The organism is Pseudomonas paralactis (assembly GCF_001439735.1).
In the GTDB taxonomy this organism is placed as follows: domain Bacteria; phylum Pseudomonadota; class Gammaproteobacteria; order Pseudomonadales; family Pseudomonadaceae; genus Aquipseudomonas; species Aquipseudomonas paralactis.
Genome location: NZ_JYLN01000003.1, coordinates 206,110 through 223,204, shown reverse-complemented (window position 1 = coordinate 223,204; position 17,095 = coordinate 206,110). Strand labels below are relative to the sequence as shown.

The window sequence follows — 17,095 nt, the reverse complement described above, 5'->3', positions numbered from 1 at the left end:
CCCATGCTGCCAGGACTTTCTCAAGCCGCGCCGACGGCCGACCTGCAAGCCCAACTGGAGCGCGATTTTCCTCAGCGCCTGGTGGCTGCAGCCGGAGGGCAACAAGCCTTGCGCGAATGCGGCGCGGGGCCAGTGGTGGTGTTGCTGCACGGTATCGGCTCCGGGGCGGCGTCCTGGCTGCAAGTGGCTCGGCAACTGGCAACCCAGGCCCGGGTCATTGCCTGGGATGCACCCGGCTACGGCGACTCCAGTGCACTGGAGTCGGACGCTCCCAAGGCTGAGCAGTACGCAGCACGCTTGGCACAGATGCTCGATGCGCTGGAGGTCGAAACCTGCGTGCTGGTGGGTCACTCATTGGGAGCGCTCCCCTCCCTGGCGTTCGCCCGCAGTTCGCAGGCCCATCGGGTGAGCCGCCTGGTGTTGATCAGCCCGGCTCGCGGTTATGGCGCACCGCAGCTGGCCCAACAGCGCCAACAGGTACGCCAGCAGCGCCTGGACAACCTGCAACGTCTGGGTATCGCCGGCCTGGCCGAACAACGCAGTGCTCACATGTTGTCGCCGCGTGCCACGCCGCAGGCCCTGGCCTGGGTGCGCTGGAACATGGCGCGCCTGAACCCCGGCGGTTATCGCCAGGCCATTGAGTTGTTGTGCGGCGATGACCTGCTGCGCCATGGGCAACCGGCCATGCCGTGCGACGTACATTGCGGCGAAGCCGACAGCATCACCCCCGCCGAGATCTGCCTGGGCGTGGCCAAGGCGCTGGGCGCCAGCTTCAACCTGATCGCCGACGCCGGCCACGCCAGCCCCATCGAACAACCGCAAGTGGTTGCCGGGCGCCTGGCCTGTGCTCTCCAACAATCCCTGACAGGTACAACCCTATGAACGATTCCGATCTGCTCAAAGACGCTCAGGACAAATACATTGTTCCCGGCCTTGAGCGGGGCCTGCTATTGCTCTGTGAGTTCAGCCGACGCAACCGCACCCTGACCGCACCGGAGCTGGCACGCCGCCTGGCACTGCCGCGCTCGACCATCTTCCGCCTGCTGACCACCCTGGAGACCATGGGCTTCGTCACCCGCAGCGGTAATGAATACCGCCTCGGCATGTCCGTGCTGCGCCTGGGCTTCGAGTACCTGGCGTCGCTGGAGCTGACCGAGCTGGGCCAGCCGCTGCTGGCGCGCTTGTGCGACCGGGTCAACTACCCGAGCAACCTGGTGGTGCGTGATGGTCGTTCGATTGTCTACGTGGCCAAGGTCTCACCGCCTTCGGTGTTCTCCAACGCGGTCAACGTCGGCACCCGCCTGCCCGCCCATGCCACCGTGCTGGGGCGCATCCTGCTGGAAGATCTGTCGCTGGCCGAGCTACGCGAGTTGTACCCCGAAGAACACCTGGAACAACACTCGCCTTGCACGCCGAAAACCGTAATGGCGCTGTTCGACCTGGTCCAGGCCGACCGCCAGCGCGGGTTTGTCAGCGGCGAAGGCTTTTTCGAATCGGCGATTTCCACGGTGGCCGCGCCGGTGCGCGACCACAGCGGTGACATCGTCGCGGCCCTCGGCGTGACCATCCCCACGGCGCAGATCGGCCACGTCAACTTTGAAGAGCTCTTGAACCAGGTCCGTCGCAGCGCCGACGAGCTGTCACGCCTGCTCAACTACAACGGCGGCGCCCATAACGGGCAGCCCCGCGTCACCGCCTTGATGAGAGACTGACATGAGCCTTTACCAATTGCAGGGCCGCGTTGCCATCGTCACTGGTGGTTCTTCCGGCATTGGCCTGGCCTGTGTCGAACTGCTGCTGGAAGCCGGTGCGGCAGTTGCGTTCTGCGGTCGTGACGAAGAGCGCCTGCGCCGTGCCGAAGCCGGCTTGCGCGAGCGTTTCCCCCGGGCCCGCCTGTTGGCTCAGGCCTGCGATGTGCTCGATGCCGAGTCGGTCAACGCTTTTGCGAGCGCCAGCCTGGCGGCACTGGGGGCGGCCAGTGTGCTGATCAACAATGCCGGGCAAGGCCGGGTCTCGACCTTTGCCGACACCACTGACAGCGCCTGGACCGAAGAGCTGAACCTGAAGTTTTTCTCGGTGATCAACCCGGTCCGCGCCTTCAAGCCTCAGCTGGAAAGCCAGCCTGACGCCGCCATCGTCTGCGTCAATTCGCTGCTGGCCAGCCAGCCCGAACCGCACATGGTCGCTACCTCCGCCGCACGCGCCGGGCTCAAGAACCTCGTGCGTTCCATGGCCACTGAATTCGCCCCGCAGGGCATCCGCGTCAACGGCATCCTGATTGGCCTGGTGGAGTCCGGGCAGTGGCGCAGGCGTTTCGAAGCGCGCGAAGAACGCGACCTCGGCTGGGCGCAATGGACCGCACGGCTGGCACAACAAAAACACATTCCCTTGGGGCGCCTGGGCCTGCCGATTGAAGCGGCCCGCGCGATCCTGTTTCTGGCCTCGCCTCTGTCGGCTTACACCACAGGCAGCCATATCGATGTATCCGGAGGCCTGTCCCGCCATGCGTAATGAAAACAACACTGTCACCGTGGGCGCTGCCATCACCGCCTTTCTTGAGCAATGCGACGTCAAGGCTGTGTTCGGCGTGATTTCGATCCACAACATGCCGATCCTCGATGCCTTTGCGGTGCGCGGCAATATCCGTTTCGTCATGGCCCGGGGCGAAGCCGGCGCCGCCAACATGGCCGATGCCTACGCCCGCACCACCGGCGGCCTGGGTGTGTGCCTGACCTCCACCGGCACCGCCGCCGGCAATGCCGCCGGCGCGATGGTCGAAGCCCAGACCGCCGGCACGCCGCTGCTGCACATCACCGGCCAAATTGAAACGCCGTACCTGGACCAGGAGCTGGCTTACATCCACGAAGCCCGTGACCAGTTGAACATGCTCAAGGCGGTGTCCAAGGCCGCCTTTCGCGTACGCAGCGTCGAAACCGCCCTGAGCACCATGAAGCTCGCGGTGCAGACCGCCCTGACCGCGCCCACCGGGCCTGTCAGCGTCGAAATCCCCATCGATATTCAGTCCACCTTTATCCCGATGCCGACCGACCTGTCGCCACTGCCGATCCCGGTCGCCGTCCCCGCACCGGACGCTCTGGACTTGATGGCAGAACGACTGGCCAGCGCCAGGCGGCCGATGCTCTGGCTCGGCGGCGGCGCCCGGCACGCCGGCGCACAAGTTAAACGCCTGCTAGCGATGGGCGTGGGCGTGATCACCTCCACGCAAGGGCGTGGCGTGGTCAATGAAGACGACGAGCGTTGCCTGGGGGCTTTTTCGCAGAACAAGCGGGTCGAACAGTTCCTGCAAACCTGCGATGCGCTGCTGATCGCCGGCTCGCGCCTGCGCAGTAACGAAACCTTCAAGTACGCACTGAAACTGCCTTCGAACCTTTTGCGTATCGACGCCAACCCGGCGATCGAAGGCCGCAGTTACGCCAGCGAACTGTTTGTCTGCGGCGACGCGGCACTGGCGCTCGAAGGCCTGGCTGATCGCCTGGAAGGTCGCTTGCACACCGACCCGAGCTTTCTCGCTGAGCTTAAAGCCGTACGCGAACAATCACGTAGCCAACTGATGGCCGACCTCGGGCCGTACTCGGCCATGGTCGAGCAATTGCAGGCCGTGACCGGGCGCAACTTCTCCTGGGTACGCGATGTGACCCTCTCCAACAGCATCTGGGGCAACCGCCTGCTGACCCTCTATCACCCACGCGCGGGTGTGCATGCCTTGGGCGGCGGGATTGGTCAGGGGTTGGCCATGGGTATCGGCGCAGCGGTCGCCGCAGCGCAAACGGCGCCCGAGCGCAAAGTGTTCGCCATCGCGGGTGACGGCGGCTTCATCCTCAACCTGGGTGAGCTGGCGACTCTGGTGCAGGAGCGCGCCAACCTGGTGATCCTGCTGATGAACGACCAGCGCTACGGGGTGATCCGCAATATCCAGGACGCGGTCTACGGCAGCCGCCATTGCTACGTCGACCTGCACACCCCGGACTACACCAAGCTCGCCGAGTCCCTGGGCCTGCGCCATGGGCTGGTCACCGACCTCAAGGATTTCGGCAAGGTGGTGGACAGCGCCCTGAGTCAGCCGGGCCCGTTCCTGCTGGAAGTGGACATGCTGAGTGTCGGCAACTTCGCCACCCAGTTTGCCGGCCCGCCCAACAGCGAAACCAAAGCCCAGAAGGCTATCGCCTGAGGATCGCACCATGTTGCATATCACCATGATCGGCTGCGGCGCCATTGGCGTCGGTGTGCTGGAGCTGCTGGAGAACGACCCACAGCTGTGCGTGGATTACGTCATCGCGTCCGAGGGCTCCGAAGCCTTGGTGCGCCAGCGCCTGGCCAGTTTCAAGCAGCCGCCGCAGGTGCTGACGGCCTTGCCCGCCGATGCCCGCCCGGATTTGCTGGTGGAGTGCGCCGGGCATCGCGCCATTGAAGAGCATGTGCTGCCGGCGCTGGAGCGTGGGATTGCCTGCCTGATTGTATCGGTGGGCGCGCTGTCCGAGGTCGGTCTGGTAGAACGCCTGGAGGCGGCGGCCGAGCGTGGCAAGACCCGCATCGAGTTGCTGCCCGGCGCCATCGGCGGCATCGATGCGCTGTCGGCGGCCAAGGTCGGCGGGCTGGACTCGGTCAACTACACCGGCCGCAAGCCGGCACACGCCTGGAAGAACACCCCCGGCGAACAGGCCTGTGACCTGGACAGCATCGATGAGGCCACGGTGATCTTCCAGGGCAGCGCTCGCGAAGCGGCGCGGCTGTACCCCAAGAACGCCAACGTCGCGGCCACCCTGTCGCTGGCCGGGCTGGGCCTGGACCGCACCCATGTCACGTTGATCGCCGACCCCCACAGCGATGAAAACGTCCACCACTTCGAAGCCCGTGGCGCCTTTGGCCGCTTCGAGTTGAGCCTGCGCGGCAAGCCCTTGCTGGCCAACCCGAAGACCTCGGCGCTGACCGTGTACAGCGTGGTCCGTGCCCTGGGCAACCATGCCCACGCGATTTCCATTTAGGAGCCGTCGATGAACACCGAACAGACATTACCCATCTGCATCGCCGGCCAGTGGCGCCCAGGCCGTGGCGAGCGTTATGCCAGCCGCTACCCGGCCACCGGCGAAGCCGTGGCCTGGCTCAATGCCGCCGACCTGCAGGATGTGGAAGAAGCCATTCAGGGCGCGCACCAGGCGTTTCTGCACAGCGGCTGGGCCCAGCGCAAACCTCACGAACGAGCCGGTGTGCTGTACCGCATCGCCGAGCTGATCCGCCTGCACAGCGAAGAGCTGGCGCAACTGCAGCGCCAGGACAACGGTAAACCGATCAATGAAACCCGCGCCCTGGTAGCCAGTGCGGCCGGCACCTTTCAGTTCTTCGCCGCGGCCTGCGAAACCCTGGAAGAAACCATCACCCCGTCACGCGGTGATTTTGTCAGCATGAGCGTGTATGAGCCGATGGGCGTGGTGGCCGCGATCACCCCGTGGAACTCGCCGATTGCCAGCGAGGCGCAGAAGGTTGCGCCGGCACTGGCGGCGGGCAATGCGGTGGTGATCAAACCGGCAGAAATCACCCCACTGCTGGCCCTGCGTCTGGCACGTCTGTGTGAAGAAGCCGGCCTGCCCAAGGGACTGATCAGCGTGCTGCCGGGCAAGGGTTCGTTGCTGGGGGATGCGCTGACCCGCCACCCCCTGGTCAAGCGCGTGTCGTTTACCGGAGGTACGCGCACGGGCAAGCACATCGCCCATATCGCCGCCGACAAAATGATGCCGGTGTCCCTGGAGCTGGGCGGCAAATCACCGACCATCGTCCTTGATGACGCCGACCTTGATCATGCGGTGGCCGGGGTGCTGTACGGCATCTTCAGTTCGTCGGGCGAGGCCTGCATCGCCGGCTCGCGGTTGTTCATCGCCAGGGCCTTGTACGAGCCGTTCATGCAGCGCCTGGTCGCCGCCGCCGCGAACCTGCGAGTAGGCGACCCAGCCGACGAGCATACACAGATGGGCCCGTTGATCAGCGCCAGCCACCGCGAATCCGTGGAGCGTTACGTCGCCCTCGGCCTGGCCGAAGGAGGCCGCCTGCGCCTGGGCGGACAGCGCCCAAGCGGTGGATTGTATGACCAGGGCTTTTTCTACCCGCCAACCATCCTGGAGGGTCTGAGCAACCACCAGCAAGTGTGCCAGGAGGAGATCTTCGGCCCGGTGCTGGTGGCCATGCCGTTCGACAATGAGGCGCAACTGCTGGAGCAGGCCAACGATAGCGTCTATGCCCTCGCTGCCGGCATCTGGACCGGCGACTACAAGCGCGCCTGGGCGCTGGGTCGGCGCTTGCAGGCCGGTACGGTGTGGATCAACACCTACAAGCAGTTCTCGATCTCCACACCTTTCGGCGGCTGGCGCGACAGCGGCCTGGGCCGCGAAAAAGGTCGCCTGGGCATCCTGCAGTACATGGAACAGAAGAGCCTCTACTGGGGCATGAACGAACAGCCACTGGCCTGGGCCGGTGTGCCACGAGAGGTAGCGCAATGAGCGTTTTAGGTATTGATGAAGTCACTTACGGCGTCGAGGACCTGGACACCTGCGTGCGTTTTTTCAGCGACTGGGGCCTGACCCAAGTCAGCGCGCAACCGGACGAAGTAGTGTTCGAGACCCTCAACGGCTGCCGCGTAGTGCTTGCGGACCTGAACAAACCGGGCCTGCCGCCGGCCATCGAAACCGGCTCTACGGTGCGCGAAGTGGTCTGGGGCGTCGCCAGTACGGCCGACCTGGCGCTGTACAGCCAACGCATCGCCAATGACCCGGGGTTTATCGAACGTGACGGGCGCATTGGCTGCACCGACCCCAATGGTTTAGCGATCCGCCTGCAAGTCACGCGCAAGCGTGAACTGGAGATTGAATGCAGCGGCCATAACACTTGGCAGACCAAGGGCCGGATCAACAAGGCGGCGCCGATCTATGAGCGCGCCACACCGATTGAAGTCGGCCATGTGGTGTTTTTCGTCAAGGACGTGAACGCCTGCGAAGCCTTCTACCACGAGCGTTTCGGCTTCCAGGCCTCGGACCGTTACCCGGACCGCGGGGCCTTCTTGCGCACCGCCGAAGAAGGCGGCCACCACGACCTGTTCATGCTGCAACTGCCGGCGCCACGGGCCGGGCTGAACCACGTGGCCTTTACCGTGCGCGATGTTCACGAAGTGTTTGGCGGTGGCATGCACGTGTCCCGCAGCGGCTGGCCGACCGAGATCGGGCCGGGCCGCCATCCGGTGTCTTCAGCGTTTTTCTGGTACTTCAAGAACCCGGCGGGCGCGCTGGTGGAGTACTACGCCGATGAAGACCAACTGACCGGCGAATGGCAGCCACGCACCTTTGAGCCCGGCCCCACAGTGTTCGCCGAATGGGCCATTGCTGGCGGTATCGACGGCAACACCCGGCGCCAGCAACACGTCGAGGCGCCGCAAGGCAAGTTCCTCACCGACAAACCCAAACCTTGAGCAGGAGTCGCCCATGCCTTCCCTGAATATTGCCATCGCCGGTGCCGGTATCGGCGGCCTGACCGCCGCTATCGCCCTGCATCGCGCCGGTCACCAGGTCACCGTGTTCGAACAGTCCAAGGCCTTTTTGCGGGTCGGTGCCGATATCAACCTCACGCCCAATGCGGTCCGTGCGCTGGATGGCCTGGGGATTGGCCCCGCCGTACGCATCCCGGCCGCTCGCCCCACGCACCGCATCAGCCGCATGTGGGACACCGGCGAGGAAACCTCGCGCCTGGAAATGTCCGATGCTGCCGAACAAAAATACGGCGCGCCGCAACTGACCATCCACCGCGCCGACCTGCTCGCGGCCCTGGCCGAGGTGTTCCCGCTGAACAACGTGCAGTTCGCCAAGCGCGCCGAGCGGATAGAACAGGCTGACGACGCCATTACCTTGCACTTCAAGGATGGTAGCCAGCACCGTTGTGACGTGCTGATTGGCGCAGACGGTATCCACTCAGTGGTGCGCAACGCGCTGTTTGGCGAAGAGCATCCGCGCTTTACCGGCGTGGTGGCGTATCGCGCGGTGGTGCCGGCCGAGCAGGTGGCGCATGTGCCGAACATCCAGGCGTTCACCAAATGGTGGGGGCCGAACCCGCAAAGCCAGATCGTCACCTTCCCGCTGAACCAGGGCAAAGACATCTTCATCTTCGCCACCACCGCCCAGGACAGCTGGCACGAAGAGTCGTGGACCAGCGCCGGCGATGCCGATGAGCTGCGCAGCCACTACCAGGCGTTCCATCCGGACGCCCGCGCCCTGCTCGATGCCTGCACCGACGTGCTCAAGACCGCGCTGTATGAGCGCGACCCGCTGCCGTTCTGGTCCAAGGGCGCGATCACCCTGCTGGGCGATGCCTGCCACCCGATGATGCCGTTCATGGCCCAGGGTGCCGGCCAGGCCATCGAAGACGCGGTGGTGCTCGCCCGCTATCTGCAAGACCTCGACAGCCAGGCCTCGGTGGCCGGTGCCTTGCAGGCTTACCAGCAAGCGCGTCTGGAGCGTACCAGCCAGATCCAGATCGGCTCGCGGGGCAACCAGTGGCTCAAGGACGGCGGTAACGCCGATTGGGTCTACGGCTACGACGCCTGGGGCATCTCGACAACCAACGCAGCCTGAATATGGAGGTCAACACCATGAGTACTCACGAACCCTACCTGCAACCCCATCAGGCGCGTAAACGGCCCAACACCCAGTTCGAAGAGTTGCTGGGTGATTCCATCGAGCGTGCGTTTGGCAGTGGCGTGACCGAACTGCCGGCGCTGCTCGCGCACTTGAACCTGGCCGGTCCGCCGTGCCCGCTGACCAGCGGCGAGTGGACCGAAGATGCCTACAAAACCCTGATGGCCCGGCTGGGCGAATGACCCGGCAGAAGGAATAAAAATGAACATGCAATTGACCGTCGACCCTGTTGAACAGCATCTGGCCAATGGCCTCAAAGACCTCTGGTTCCCGGTATTGCCGTCGGACCTTTTGGGTGAGAAGCCGCTGTCGATACGACGCCTGGGCTACAAGATCGCCCTGTGGCGCGACAACGATGGCAGCGTTCACGCGTTGGAAGACCACTGCCCTCATCGCGGTGCCCCGCTGTCCCAAGGGCCAGTGCTGGGCGATCGCCTGCAGTGCCCGTATCACGGCGTTGAAGTGCGCTGCGACGGAACGGTCACCAAAGTGCCCGGCAGCCCCGGCTGCAAGCTTGAAGGCAGTCGCCCCACGAGGATGTTCCACACCCGCGAAGCCGCAGGCGCGATCTTCTTGTTCAACGCCACCGACCCGCACCTGGACGTTGCGCCGCAGCTGGTGCTGCCCGAACAATTGACCTCGCCCGAATGGAGCAGCTTCGTCTGCTACACCGAGTGGAAAGGCGACTATCGCTACGTGATCGACAACGTCATGGACCCGATGCACGGCACCTACCTGCACAAGATGTCGCACTCGATGAGCGAAGGTGAAGCCACCGCCAAGTTCGTCACCCGCGACACCGACACCGGTTTTTTCTTTGAGAAGGAAGGCCAGCGCGGCGTGAACTTCGATTGGACCGAGTTCGTGGACAACGGCTGCCACTGGCTGCGCCTGGAAATCCCCTACCCGAAAACCGGCGGCCCCGGCGGCAACTTCACCATCATCGGCAGCTACACCCCCAGCAGCCGCTCGCTGGCCGCCGCGTTCCACTGGCGCTGCCGCCCGCTGACCGGCTGGCAGCGCGACACCTGGCGGTTTCTGTACAAGAACCGCCTGGAAGCTAGGCATTGGGCGGTACTGGAACAAGACCGGGTGCTGCTGGAGTTCATGGAACCGGATGCCAATCAGCGTGAAAACCTCTACCAGCACGACTTGGGCGTAGTGCGGCTGCGGCGCTATTTGAAGAACGCTGCCAAGGCCCAGCTCGAATTGATCGACGCGAAGCAATTGCCATGAACAAAGTCGCCCTTCTCAACGCCCGCGTCCACACCCTGCGCTATGAAGCCGAAGGCATCATCAGCGTCGAGCTGCGGCCTTTGGGCGATACCGTATTCGCGCCGTTCGATGCGGGTTCGCATATCGACCTGCACCTGGCCAACGGCTTGGTGCGCAGTTATTCATTGCTCAATTCGCCCAGCGACCGTGGGCGTTATGTGGTCGGTATTCTGCGTGATCGCAACAGCCGTGGCGGCTCGGAATACGTGCACAGCCAGTTGCGGGTCGGCATGCCGTTGTCGATCTCGCCGCCACGCAACAACTTCGAACTGGACCTGAGCGCCAGCCACAGTGTGCTGGTGGCCGGCGGCATCGGGATCACGCCGATTTACTGCATGTTTCGTCAGTTGCTGGCGCTGGGAAAATCCGCCGAGCTGATCTACTGCGCCCGCTCACGCCAGGAAGCTGCATTGGTAGAAGAATTGGGCGGACTCGGTGCGCGGGTGATTTACCACTTCAATGATGAAAAAGGCGTGCCGCCCGATCTGGCCACCTACCTCGCCGGCCAGCCGGCGGATACGCACCTGTATTGCTGCGGCCCGACGCCGATGCTCGACGCCTTCGAAAGCACCTGTGAACGCCTGGGTTATCCCCACGCCCACATCGAGCGCTTTGCGGCCGCCGAACTGCCACCCAGTGAAGACGCCCAGAGCAGTTATAGCGTTGAGCTGAAAAGGTCCGGCAAAACCCTGGCGGTGGAACCCGGCTTGAGTTTGCTGGATGTGCTGCTTGAGGCGGGCTGCGACATTGATCACAGCTGCCGCGAAGGCGTGTGTGGCTCCTGCGAAACGCGGGTGGTGGAAGGCGAAATCGACCACCGCGATGGGGTGCTGACCAAGGCCGAGCGGGCGGCGAACAAATCGATGATGGTGTGCGTTTCCGGCTGCAAGAGCCAACGCTTGGTGCTCGACCTCTAACCCGTTGTAGGAGCGAGCTTGCTCGCGAAGAACGTCCAGGCACCGCGTTATTCCAGGGTGCACGCAGTATCGTTAACGTTTTTCGCGAGCAAGCTCGCTCCTACAGGATCACCCGCAAAGTGCACGTTTCATTGGCAGCGTGCAATAAATACGCACCTATCACGGGCAACTTTGTTACCGCACTTATGGGTTGTTTCATGGGTTATACAAACAGCTTTGTTTCCCATATAAACAACTGTTTTTAATGGTGTTTTTATAAAAAATCAACTAACAAGCCGCCTGGCACACTTCCTGCTCTACTCCTGCGCATTCACTGATTAAACGGCGTTTCGCCGATAAAACAATAAAAACCAACACTTAAACCCGGTAAGACCCGCTCCCTCCTTAGTTGCCTTTAAAGGCAAGCGGACGAGTGTTGCCGATCAACCGGTAGAGAGGTCTCTATGAAGCGCGTCTTGTGTGCAGGATTGATGTTTGCCAGTTTCAGCGGTTTCGCCGCAGAACCCATTCCTTCCGAGCCGGTGCGGGCCAACGCCGCCAACAAACCTTTCCCGCATATTTCCTGGCGCAGCGATAGCGGCGACAGCAGCCTGGACATTGGCGGGGCGCTGCGTACCAACTATCGCGACGAGCATTGGGACACCACCGAAAACAACGGACGGTTTCTGTTCGATACGTTCCGCCTGGATGTGCAGGCCACCTACAAGAGCCTCTACAGCGATATCGGCTACTGGTTCCAGGACGACGGCAAGCGCGCCATTGATCGCGGCTTCGTGGGCTATCGGCTCAATGCCAATTCCAATCTGCAACTGGGAGCGCCGTTCAAACCCTTCGGCCTGGAGCCTTATCCACAATTTGGCTGGAGCTACCACCTGCCGTTTTTCATGGGCTACGCGGTGAGTGCCGGCACTGGCCTCAAGTACAGCTACAAGGATCAGGACTGGGACGTGCAACTCGGCTATTTCCCGCGCATGTTGCCCAGCGACCTGCGTTATTCGCCGGAAGTGGGGCGTTACGCCGATTTGGATGACAACGCGATTGCCTTCACCCAAGCGCGCCAGGACAACGAGAAGCGCAACCAATTCAACGCTCGCGTGGCGCGCACGTTCAACAACGATGGCTGGAAAACCGAAGTCGGTGCTTCGCTCGCCACCGCCCAACTGTACAACGCCACCACCAAGGACAATGGCGACTACTGGGCCGCCGGCGTGCACGCCATCATCAGCAAGGGCCTGTGGACCGTCACCACCCAAGCCATCCGCTACGAATACGACCCCGAAAACCCGAGCGGCGTGAGCAACGACTCGGTGCTGATGGGCGGCAACGGCCTGACACCTGCGTACCTGATCGCCTCCAAGGCCAGCCTGGCTTCGCTCAACGTCGGCTACGACATCCACACGCCCCGGCTGGGGCAATTGAAGAAGATCAAGCTGTACAGCGATTACAGCCGGATGATGAAAGACAAAAGCGCCTGGGACGACTCGCAGATGTTCACCGTGGGCGCGCAGTTCCTGGCGATGCCGGTGATGGCCTGGGTCGACTTCACCTGGGCGCGTAACGCCAACCCCTATGGCGGTGCGGAGAATGGCAGCGGCTTTACCAGCACCAATTCGGTGGGTAGCAACGACTGGTATTACCGCACCAACGTCAACATCGGTTACTACTTCTGACATCGACCCCCTGTGTGCGGGCTTGCTCGCGAAGGCGGTGGGTCAGTCAACGCATGCAGTGGCTGATATGACGCATTCGCGAGCAAGCCCACAGGGGTTGTGCGCTGGCAGTTGGCTTTTGCTGATGTCGGGCCTCGGGTGAGGCCCGTTTGGGTTACCTGAACTTCAGCGCAATGGCTACAACAGCCATCCAGATCAAGGCGGTAAAGATCATCGTCGTAACGATTGTGAGACGGCGTTTTAGATAGGGTGGGAAGTTTTCGAAGTCCACAGGGTCCAAGTCGCCTAAGCGGATATAGGACTTTGGCAACAAGACCATCCCAGCGATTTTTGACATCTCCAAAAGAGACCAAATCAACCCTCGTTTCCCGAGGCTGTCTCCCCAAAGGTAGATATAACGGCTGTTTTTCAAAGCTTCCTTTATGGCGTCCAAGTGACGGTGGGTGAGGTACAGACTGAATGCGAGGCCAGCAACTCCAATAAGAGTCGGTGCACCAATAACGATGATCACAATCCAAGGATTCCACGTGTCGATATTGGTCATCGTTGAATCACTTCATAAATTTTTTCCCCGATGACTTCCCCCGCAGCTCCACCGCCCGTCGTACCTATCCATGCGCCAGTCCCTACAACGGCAGCGACGCAAACAACTCCCCCTATTCCAGTAGAGGCACCAAGTGCCAAGCAGATCGGACCACTGGCAAGTCCGCTCCCCCATCCGGCTAAAGCACCGAAAGCGGTGGACAAGCCGAACTTTCCCGATTCCGTGAACTTGACCTTCTCACACGTCTCCCCAGAGTCACCCTTACACACCTGCTGAATAGCCAGCAACGAAGACACGCCGCCCAGCCCAATCCCAATATAACCACCTGCCTTCATATATTTGGTAGCCCGACTCGTCGCCTCCACATGAGCCGCATACCCCGGAATCTGCCCCGGCCCACCCGCCTTGTCCCAGTGATGTACCAAGCTGCGACTGGATATACCCAGGGCCGTTTTCAACTTGGGGTGATCGCCCAAGGTGGTCTGCCCGCGCAGGCGGGTGGAATTGAGCAGATGAGCATCCAACTGGCTCATCAACCGTTGGCGATCAGCGAAGAACTGCGGTGACCTTAGGTGCCCGTGCTGCCGATAGCTGTCCTGATGCAGACGCTCCATGGCCTGCAACGTGTCGCGCAGGTTGTTCAGGTGCTTTTCCATCACCACCGCACTGACACCTAACCAGGTTGAGGTCTGGCCGATGAAACCGGCGATTTCAGCACCGTGGCGATACAGAAAGTCAGCCTCGTCCGGCGTCAACTCCTCCAGAGATGCGCTGACGTGTTGAGCCGCCTGCATCAGTTGCGCTTCCTGATAGGTGCACGACGTGTTGTTCGGATCGCTGAGCACGATCATCGAGCCGGCTTTGACGTTGCCGATATTGGGATTCAGTGCTTGAAGCTTACGCATCACAGCCGGATCACGAATTGGAAACAGCGTGGCCTCCAACGCTTCGCGAGTCACGCTTTTGGGAACGATATAAAAACCTGGCTCCTGGCTCGAGAGACTGTTAAATACGGGCGGCGTCGAATGGTTTGCCGGGGTGTAAGCGTTTTGAGACGGCGCTGCCGACTGAGCAGTTGGCCGGACCGGCTCGGCGGCTTGCCTGTTGGCCCTCACAACCGAGCCACCTGTGCTGTGGTACTTGGCTGAAAACACCGATGGCACCAACTCGGCTTTGCAGGGACAGTCGCTGTAACTATCCAACGTACCGGCCATAAGCCGACCATGGCTGTTTATGTAGGAAATGCCACCGACGATCTTATAAATTTGCCCGTCCTTGCCACAGGTGACTCGGTCACCTTCGCACGCATGGAAAAGGCCATGTATGTTGACTCTTTTATCACCGTCCAGCACTTCCCCGCCGCAGGTGGTCTTGTCACCTAGGCCAATGAAATAACCTACGCTCATTGTTTTTCCCTCATCCATTAAGTTTTTTTGGCCGTACTTTCCTCCTCGTCTCGACAAGAAAACTAACGCGTGACGCAGTTCAATCGAGGTAAACGAGCAAGGGCGAGTCAGCGGCAAGCCAAACTTTGGAGAGGGATTTACTTAGGGTAAAGTCAGACGATTCCGAGGTTTTCGTCGTAAAAATCTGATGCCTCAACGACACCCGGTGCGGCGCACCGGGTGTGTACTACTTACTGCGCAGGTGGAGTGCCAGGCTGCATCGCCAGCAACAGGTCGTCGATGATGGCTTTACCCATTTCGCCCAGGTAATGCGAGGCAAATGCGAACTTCTCGGCCCTTGGGTCCATGGCGGCTTCAAGGGAGAGCATTTTGGCGTAGTAGAGCACGTGGGAGGCGTGTTCGAGGGCTTCCACAAGCGGAACCCCGGCGTTGACGCGGAACAGTTTCAGGTGGTTTTTGTTTTCTCCGCAGTCTGCGAAGGTGGCGGCGCCGATGGTTTCGGCTGATAGAGCGTTTGGCATAGCAGAGTCCTTTTGCATGAACAAAAAGAGCTGCCACTAACGTTTCCAGGCGAAGGGTGGCAGCTGTACGCGGGCTGGAAACCGAGGCAAAAGGAACCCGGCAGACCCGAAGGTCTCCCACGCACAGCCGCCATAAAGCACAAACGGCAGGCATAAAAAAAGCGCCTGCTGATTGTTTGACGACGCTGTAGCGTCCTTAAGCATCGGGTTTCCAGGCCCGGTCGCTGATGAGCAGCGACGCCGCAGAGATTAACGCTATGCACGTGCCCTCGCAACCGGTGGCAAATGGCTGTTGTGGTGAGATATTAATCACCTCCAGCGCGCCTTTTCCTATTGACCGTTCCTCGGCCAATTGCGCCCCTTGCAGACGGCTGGCGCGCAGCTAGGTATAGTGCCGCCCCTCTTCGCGTCTGCGGCTGTCGGTAACGAGGCCCGGGAACCACGCGAAAGCGCATGAATAACAACACCCGCAAAAGGATGGGGATCGAGCGTCGTGCACTGCCTGGTGCCGAGCGATGCGTCGGACCGTCCTGCGTTTGCCATCAGAAAAATCAGCGAGGAACACTCCATGCTCGAAGTCATCAACGACTTCCTCTCAGGGAAAGTACTGATCGTGCTCATAGTCGGGCTCGGCGGTTATTTCACGATCCGCTCGCGTTTCGTTCAATTGCGTCACTTTTTCCACATGTTCTCGGTGTTTAAAGACAGCCTCAAGAGCAGCGCCGGTCAACTCAGCTCGTTCCAGGCGCTGATGCTCAGCCTGGCGGGCCGCGTGGGTGCCGGTAACATCGCCGGTGTCGGCATTGCCGTGACTCTGGGTGGCCCGGGTGCCGTGTTCTGGATGTGGGTCACCGCGCTGGTGGGCATGTCTTCGAGCTTTATCGAGTGCTCCCTTGGCCAGTTGTACAAACGCACCGACGCTGAAGGCACCTACCGTGGTGGCCCGGCGTATTACATCCAGCACGGCCTGCAGAAACGCTGGCTGGGGATGGTCATGGCGTTCCTGCTGCTGGTGACCTTCGGCTTTGCCTTCAACGGCCTGCAAGCCCACGCTGTCACCCACTCGTTGAATAACGCGTTTGGCCTCGACACCACCTACACCGGCCTCGCGCTGGCGGTGCTGCTGGGCCTGGTGTTCATCGGCGGGATCAAGCGTATCGCCTCGATCGCCGACCTGCTGGTGCCGGTCAAGACCCTGGTGTACATCGCCGTGACCCTGTACGTGATCGTGCTGCAATTCGACCACGTACCGGCCATGCTCGCGACCATCGTCAAGAGCGCGTTCGGCCTCGACCAGGCCTTCGGTGGCCTGGTGGGCAGCGCGATCATCATGGGTGTCAAACGTGGCGTATTCGCCAACGAAGCAGGCCTGGGCAGTGCGCCCAACGTAGCGGCGGTGGCTTCGGTAGAGCACCCGATCGCCCAGGGCGTGGTGCAAGCGTTCAGCGTGTTCCTCGACACCTTCGTGATCTGCACCTGCACCGCATTGCTCATCCTGCTCTCCGGCTTCTACACCCCGGGCTTTGAAGGCGACGGCATTGCCCTGACCCAGAACTCCCTGGCGGCAGTAGTGGGTGACTGGGGCCGCATGTTCATCTCGGTGGCCCTGGCGTTGTTCGTGTTCACCTCGATCATGTACAACTACTACCTGGGCGAGAGCAACCTGCGCTTTCTGGTCGGCAACAACCGCAAGGTGCTGATGGGCTATCGCGCATTGGTGCTGGTGCTGATTTTCTGGGGCTCGATCGAGAACCTGAGCACCGTGTTTGCCTTCGCCGACATCACCATGACCATGCTCGCGTTCGTCAACCTGTTTGCCCTGGCGTTCCTGTTCAAGATCGCCATGCGCATTCTCAACGACTACGACAACCAGCGCGCAGCGGGCATCAAGACCCCAGTGTTCGACTCCAGCCAGTTCCCTGACCTGGACCTGGACCGCAAGGCCTGGCCGGCCAATCCGGCAAAGCCTCAAGCAGCACCGTCGGCTGAACTGAGCGCTCAAACGCAACGTTAATCACCGCTAGATGACACGCCGCCCGGCCTTGGGCATGCTCTGGGCCCGGCGGCGTTTT

The 17,095-nt window shown here is 61.8% G+C and carries 16 protein-coding genes; 13 read left to right on the top strand and 3 right to left on the bottom strand.

Features of this window, described 5'->3' with window-relative positions; genetic code table 11:
- Positions 1-3 precede the first annotated feature (3 nt).
- From TX23_RS09190 to TX23_RS09135, 12 genes are all read left to right on the top strand, one after another.
- Positions 4-882, top strand: a complete 879-nt coding sequence (locus TX23_RS09190; RefSeq protein WP_057701921.1) for an alpha/beta fold hydrolase — start codon at positions 4-6, stop codon at positions 880-882.
- On the top strand, positions 879-1,712 hold the full coding sequence (locus tag TX23_RS09185) for an IclR family transcriptional regulator (RefSeq protein WP_057701920.1): 834 nt from the start codon (positions 879-881) through the stop codon (positions 1,710-1,712). The genes TX23_RS09190 and TX23_RS09185 overlap by 4 nt, the downstream gene beginning before the upstream one ends.
- Position 1,713: 1 nt before the next feature.
- Entirely contained in the window at positions 1,714-2,511 is a 798-nt protein-coding gene (locus TX23_RS09180; RefSeq protein WP_057701919.1) for an SDR family oxidoreductase, read from the top strand.
- Positions 2,504-4,189, top strand: coding sequence for a thiamine pyrophosphate-binding protein (locus TX23_RS09175; protein ID WP_057701918.1), 1,686 nt, complete (start codon positions 2,504-2,506; stop codon positions 4,187-4,189). The genes TX23_RS09180 and TX23_RS09175 overlap by 8 nt, the downstream gene beginning before the upstream one ends.
- A 10-nt stretch (positions 4,190-4,199) precedes the next feature.
- Entirely contained in the window at positions 4,200-5,003 is an 804-nt protein-coding gene (locus TX23_RS09170; RefSeq protein ID WP_057701917.1) for an aspartate dehydrogenase, read from the top strand.
- 9 nt (positions 5,004-5,012) lie between these two features.
- Positions 5,013-6,509 (top strand): aldehyde dehydrogenase, encoded by a 1,497-nt coding sequence (locus TX23_RS09165; RefSeq protein ID WP_057701916.1) that lies wholly within the window; start codon positions 5,013-5,015, stop codon positions 6,507-6,509.
- On the top strand, positions 6,506-7,471 hold the full coding sequence (locus TX23_RS09160; RefSeq protein ID WP_057701915.1) for a VOC family protein: 966 nt from the start codon (positions 6,506-6,508) through the stop codon (positions 7,469-7,471). Before TX23_RS09165 ends, TX23_RS09160 begins: the two co-directional genes overlap by 4 nt.
- Positions 7,472-7,484: 13 nt before the next feature.
- A complete protein-coding gene (locus TX23_RS09155; protein WP_057701914.1) occupies positions 7,485-8,627 on the top strand; it encodes an FAD-dependent monooxygenase in 1,143 nt (380 codons plus the stop codon).
- Between the two features lie 17 nt (positions 8,628-8,644).
- Positions 8,645-8,872, top strand: a complete 228-nt coding sequence (locus tag TX23_RS09150) for a recombinase-like helix-turn-helix domain-containing protein (protein WP_003195684.1) — start codon at positions 8,645-8,647, stop codon at positions 8,870-8,872.
- A gap of 19 nt (positions 8,873-8,891) precedes the next feature.
- Positions 8,892-9,926 (top strand): aromatic ring-hydroxylating oxygenase subunit alpha, encoded by a 1,035-nt coding sequence (locus TX23_RS09145; protein ID WP_034134089.1) that lies wholly within the window; start codon positions 8,892-8,894, stop codon positions 9,924-9,926.
- Positions 9,923-10,882, top strand: a complete 960-nt coding sequence (locus tag TX23_RS09140) for a PDR/VanB family oxidoreductase (RefSeq protein WP_057701913.1) — start codon at positions 9,923-9,925, stop codon at positions 10,880-10,882. The genes TX23_RS09145 and TX23_RS09140 overlap by 4 nt, the downstream gene beginning before the upstream one ends.
- Positions 10,883-11,325: 443 nt before the next feature.
- Positions 11,326-12,552: a hypothetical protein gene (locus tag TX23_RS09135; protein WP_057701912.1), complete on the top strand. Its 1,227-nt coding sequence runs from the start codon at positions 11,326-11,328 to the stop codon at positions 12,550-12,552.
- A 154-nt stretch (positions 12,553-12,706) separates the two neighbouring features.
- Here the strand turns inward: TX23_RS09135 and TX23_RS09130 are convergent, their stop codons facing one another.
- From TX23_RS09130 to TX23_RS09120, 3 genes are all read right to left on the bottom strand, one after another.
- Positions 12,707-13,096: a hypothetical protein gene (locus TX23_RS09130; RefSeq protein WP_057701911.1), complete on the bottom strand. Its 390-nt coding sequence runs from the start codon at positions 13,094-13,096 to the stop codon at positions 12,707-12,709.
- Positions 13,093-14,502 (bottom strand): PAAR domain-containing protein, encoded by a 1,410-nt coding sequence (locus tag TX23_RS09125; RefSeq protein WP_057702285.1) that lies wholly within the window; start codon positions 14,500-14,502, stop codon positions 13,093-13,095. The genes TX23_RS09130 and TX23_RS09125 overlap by 4 nt, the downstream gene beginning before the upstream one ends.
- Before the next feature lie 230 nt (positions 14,503-14,732).
- Positions 14,733-15,023 (bottom strand): DUF3077 domain-containing protein, encoded by a 291-nt coding sequence (locus tag TX23_RS09120; RefSeq protein ID WP_082629593.1) that lies wholly within the window; start codon positions 15,021-15,023, stop codon positions 14,733-14,735.
- A 568-nt stretch (positions 15,024-15,591) separates the two neighbouring features.
- On the opposite strand from TX23_RS09120, the gene TX23_RS09115 reads away from it, so the two are divergent.
- Entirely contained in the window at positions 15,592-17,037 is a 1,446-nt protein-coding gene (locus TX23_RS09115; protein WP_057702284.1) for an alanine/glycine:cation symporter family protein, read from the top strand.
- Positions 17,038-17,095 lie beyond the last annotated feature (58 nt).

What these genes read in the sequence shown, in the direction of transcription:
- TX23_RS09190 (WP_057701921.1), top strand. Translation starts at nt 4, where the DNA reads ATGCTGCCAGGACTTTCTCAAGCCGCGCCGACGGCCGACCTGCAAGCC.
- TX23_RS09185 (WP_057701920.1), top strand. Translation starts at nt 879, where the DNA reads ATGAACGATTCCGATCTGCTCAAAGACGCTCAGGACAAATACATTGTT.
- TX23_RS09180 (WP_057701919.1), top strand. Translation starts at nt 1,714, where the DNA reads ATGAGCCTTTACCAATTGCAGGGCCGCGTTGCCATCGTCACTGGTGGT.
- TX23_RS09175 (WP_057701918.1), top strand. Translation starts at nt 2,504, where the DNA reads ATGCGTAATGAAAACAACACTGTCACCGTGGGCGCTGCCATCACCGCC.
- TX23_RS09170 (WP_057701917.1), top strand. Translation starts at nt 4,200, where the DNA reads ATGTTGCATATCACCATGATCGGCTGCGGCGCCATTGGCGTCGGTGTG.
- TX23_RS09165 (WP_057701916.1), top strand. Translation starts at nt 5,013, where the DNA reads ATGAACACCGAACAGACATTACCCATCTGCATCGCCGGCCAGTGGCGC.
- TX23_RS09160 (WP_057701915.1), top strand. Translation starts at nt 6,506, where the DNA reads ATGAGCGTTTTAGGTATTGATGAAGTCACTTACGGCGTCGAGGACCTG.
- TX23_RS09155 (WP_057701914.1), top strand. Translation starts at nt 7,485, where the DNA reads ATGCCTTCCCTGAATATTGCCATCGCCGGTGCCGGTATCGGCGGCCTG.
- TX23_RS09150 (WP_003195684.1), top strand. Translation starts at nt 8,645, where the DNA reads ATGAGTACTCACGAACCCTACCTGCAACCCCATCAGGCGCGTAAACGG.
- TX23_RS09145 (WP_034134089.1), top strand. Translation starts at nt 8,892, where the DNA reads ATGAACATGCAATTGACCGTCGACCCTGTTGAACAGCATCTGGCCAAT.
- TX23_RS09140 (WP_057701913.1), top strand. Translation starts at nt 9,923, where the DNA reads ATGAACAAAGTCGCCCTTCTCAACGCCCGCGTCCACACCCTGCGCTAT.
- TX23_RS09135 (WP_057701912.1), top strand. Translation starts at nt 11,326, where the DNA reads ATGAAGCGCGTCTTGTGTGCAGGATTGATGTTTGCCAGTTTCAGCGGT.
- TX23_RS09130 (WP_057701911.1), bottom strand. Translation starts at nt 13,096, where the DNA reads ATGACCAATATCGACACGTGGAATCCTTGGATTGTGATCATCGTTATT.
- TX23_RS09125 (WP_057702285.1), bottom strand. Translation starts at nt 14,502, where the DNA reads ATGAGCGTAGGTTATTTCATTGGCCTAGGTGACAAGACCACCTGCGGC.
- TX23_RS09120 (WP_082629593.1), bottom strand. Translation starts at nt 15,023, where the DNA reads ATGCCAAACGCTCTATCAGCCGAAACCATCGGCGCCGCCACCTTCGCA.
- TX23_RS09115 (WP_057702284.1), top strand. Translation starts at nt 15,592, where the DNA reads ATGCTCGAAGTCATCAACGACTTCCTCTCAGGGAAAGTACTGATCGTG.